This window comes from Bacillus sp. AP50, assembly GCF_040492675.1.
Taxonomy (GTDB): domain Bacteria; phylum Bacillota; class Bacilli; order Bacillales; family Bacillaceae_G; genus Bacillus_A; species Bacillus_A cereus.
Window position 1 is genome coordinate 1 of record NZ_JBEUTW010000667.1, and the last position, 2,868, is coordinate 2,868.

The following is a 2,868-nucleotide window of genomic DNA, read 5'->3' on the forward strand; positions in this document are numbered from 1 at the left end:
GTTATATTAGTTGAAGACGCATTTTGTCCAAATGAAATAAAATTAAAGTTTAATGAAATTGCAATTTTATCTGCAATTAAAACAGCTCATATTGCGAAAGTGTCTATTAGGAAAGAACTTGAAGCGCTTTTTCATGACACGGGTGTTATATTAGTGAAACAAAATGTTGATTATGGTAGTAGCCAATCTATTACCATGCATTTTGAGCAATTTAAAAAATTGCAAGATGAGATTGAACATTTAAATAAAAGTATGTAATAAAGCAGCTAAATAAAGGTTCTATCATAAAGGTGGAATGTGTTGTGTTGAAAAAGTGGTTTAAAAATTATTTGGGTGAATCGCATTGTAAACATAAATATATTTTTATTAAGATGCAGGATAATGAGGATTTTAAAAAAGGTATATTAGGTGTAGTTTATATTTACCAGTGTGAGAAATGTGGAAAAGAGAAGTTGAAATGTAAAAACAATAATGAAATAAACAATGAATTTTTAGATATATAGCAAAAAGTAACCATGATGGTTACTTTTTTTGCTTATGTATGCAATATCAAAACCATTACTAAAGTATGAGTTGAGTTGATACTATAGTAAATCGCTGAATAAAAATGAAGAGAGTAAGATATAGGGAAGGAGGATGAGAGAAATGAAGCGAAAAGAAATTAGTAAATCTGTAATTATTACAGGCGTGACACAAGGGTTAGGACGTGCGATGGTTGATCGATTTCATGAATTAGGGTGGAACATATATGGTTGTGGACGTTCAAAAAATAAAATTGAAGAACTAAAAAAACAGTACAGTAAAATACATGATTTCCAAGTAATTGATGTTTCAGATTCTCAGCAAGTTAACGATTGGGCAAATTATATACTTAATAGACATATGGCTCCCGATCTGATAATAAATAATGCATCGATTGTAAATCAAAATGCACAACTTTGGAAAATTATGGCTCAAGAATTCGAAAATGTAATGAATGTAAACGTGAATGGTGTAGTAAATGTAATAAGAGCGTTTGTTCCCGCAATGGTAGCTAGGAAAGAAGGAATTATCATTAATATGAGTTCTAGTTGGGGGAGAGAAGGTGAAGCTGAGCTTGCGCCATATTGTGCCTCGAAATTTGCAATTGAAGGTATCACTAAATCTATGGCCCTGGAATTACCCCATGGCATGGCTGTAGTTGCTTTAGATCCTGGAGGGAGTATTAGTACTCCAATGCTGAAGTCATGTGCGCCACAATATATAAATGAATCGCCTACACCTGAAACTTGGTCACATAAAGCGATTGAATATATATTGAATATAACAATAGATAAAAATGGAGATTCATTGACATGCCCAGCATGCGTATAAAAAGCACCTTTAAGGTGCTTTTTACATTAGTAGCACATTATATCATTCACAAAATTACATCTGAAAAATAAAATAAAAGATTAAGGGTGAGATTTGTTTGTTTTGAAAGCTTTAGAAAATATTTGAATAGGTGATAAAAATGAATCCAAGCAGTTTAAAAGTGACAGGGGCATGGTTTCAAGTAGGGGGGAATCTTACAGCTGCTATTGGAACGACAAGAGGATTTATTGGAGAAGAGAAAGTTGAATCGGAACTTGTTATTGTAGGAAGCTCATTACAAGCCCTCGGGTATATATTACAAATCATTGCGAGCAATTATGATGATGGGGAAGAAAAAAGAGAGAATCAAAGTAAATTACTTGATCAAATAGGAATTGAGTTATTAGCATTAGGAAATATATCAAATGTAATAGGAATATATTTTAATATAAATGAACAATTGAAAGAAAATGATTATCTTATCATTACAGGGAACAGTTTACAATCGATTGGTGCTTTTTTAGGAGTAGAAGCAGCTTTGGTGGATATAAATGTATTACAGAAAATTATTATACTGGGTAACTCCATGCAAAGTTTAGGAGCTGGATTACAAGCGTATCAAGGTGTTTTAAATGTATTGAAAGATGAGAAAGAAAATAAAGATAGTATTTTTGATAAGAAGGATGAGAGAATCATTGCACTCATTGGTATTTGGATACAAGCGATAGGAACGTTAATTTCCGCAATTGGAATAACTGCAATAGAGGAAGAAAATAGGCTAGAAAACAATGAAAAGTCTGAAATACTTATATAAATAGAAGGAGATACATTGATTTTAGAGGCAGGTTAAGATTAAAATGGTAGTAGGTTTTTTTGCGTATATTTTGAAAAGTGATATATAAAATACAAAATAAGGAGTTTTCAAGGGATGATGTATTTATTAGCAATTTTTCTTCCACCTGTTGCTGTATTATTTTGTGGAAAACCAATTCAGGCAATCATAAATTTCATATTAACATTAATATTTTGGGTTCCAGGAGTTATACACGCAATTCTTGTAGTGCATGATAAAAAAGCTGATCGGCGTTTGAAAAAACAAATTCAAGCATATGATGAAATTAATAAGAGAAATCGAAGATAATTCATCTGCCAAATGTTTTTAAAAGAAAGGAGGATTAACCTCCTTTCTTTTTTAGTGGGTGTTAAGTTTAAATTTTTGTGTGGCGGAAAGAATTTTTAATGTAAGTATTATGATAATAACTTTTAGATTGTGCATGTAATAGGCCAGTATAAATGCTTTCTGGTACATTAAAGAAATCATACATACCATGCTTTAATTGGATTCGCAAAATCATAGAAAAAGGATTATAACCAACAGCAACTATATTTTTTGAGGTAACCGGAGATAGCTTCATTATTATGCAACTCCTTATTTTTCATTTTTAATAATTCTTTGTAGGCAACGGTATTGTGGTGTTGAAATCTTTATAATTAAAGAGGTATTATACCTATAGTCAATATATTTAATATTGGTTA

Annotated in this window: 6 protein-coding genes; 5 read left to right on the forward strand and 1 reads right to left on the reverse strand. The window is 31.1% G+C overall.

Annotation, left to right across the window (positions count from 1 at the left end; all coding sequences use genetic code 11):
* From ABWK52_RS28125 to ABWK52_RS28145, 5 genes are all read left to right on the forward strand, one after another.
* Nucleotides 1-258, forward strand: a 258-nt coding sequence (locus tag ABWK52_RS28125; RefSeq protein ID WP_353772314.1) for a hypothetical protein, incomplete at its 5' end; no start/stop codon positions are given.
* A 44-nt stretch (nt 259-302) separates the two neighbouring features.
* A complete protein-coding gene (locus ABWK52_RS28130; RefSeq protein ID WP_000915140.1) occupies nt 303-503 on the forward strand; it encodes a hypothetical protein in 201 nt (66 codons plus the stop codon).
* Between the two features lie 142 nt (nt 504-645).
* Nucleotides 646-1,353 carry an SDR family oxidoreductase gene (locus ABWK52_RS28135; protein ID WP_087948375.1) on the forward strand — a complete coding sequence of 236 codons (708 nt, stop codon included), beginning with the start codon at nt 646-648 and terminating at the stop codon, nt 1,351-1,353.
* A gap of 139 nt (nt 1,354-1,492) precedes the next feature.
* Nucleotides 1,493-2,146 (forward strand): DUF6944 family repetitive protein, encoded by a 654-nt coding sequence (locus tag ABWK52_RS28140; protein WP_001070041.1) that lies wholly within the window; start codon nt 1,493-1,495, stop codon nt 2,144-2,146.
* Between the two features lie 114 nt (nt 2,147-2,260).
* Nucleotides 2,261-2,473, forward strand: coding sequence for a YqaE/Pmp3 family membrane protein (locus ABWK52_RS28145; RefSeq protein ID WP_000990219.1), 213 nt, complete (start codon nt 2,261-2,263; stop codon nt 2,471-2,473).
* Nucleotides 2,474-2,540: 67 nt separating this feature from the next.
* Here ABWK52_RS28145 and ABWK52_RS28150 read toward each other — a convergent pair whose 3' ends face one another.
* Nucleotides 2,541-2,747: a KTSC domain-containing protein gene (locus tag ABWK52_RS28150; RefSeq protein ID WP_000777843.1), complete on the reverse strand. Its 207-nt coding sequence runs from the start codon at nt 2,745-2,747 to the stop codon at nt 2,541-2,543.
* Nucleotides 2,748-2,868 lie beyond the last annotated feature (121 nt).

Coding starts and splice junctions, on each gene's coding strand:
- ABWK52_RS28135 (WP_087948375.1), top strand. CDS start 646: ATGAAGCGAAAAGAAATTAGTAAATCTGTAATTATTACAGGCGTGACA.
- ABWK52_RS28140 (WP_001070041.1), top strand. CDS start 1,493: ATGAATCCAAGCAGTTTAAAAGTGACAGGGGCATGGTTTCAAGTAGGG.
- ABWK52_RS28145 (WP_000990219.1), top strand. CDS start 2,261: ATGATGTATTTATTAGCAATTTTTCTTCCACCTGTTGCTGTATTATTT.
- ABWK52_RS28150 (WP_000777843.1), bottom strand. CDS start 2,747: ATGAAGCTATCTCCGGTTACCTCAAAAAATATAGTTGCTGTTGGTTAT.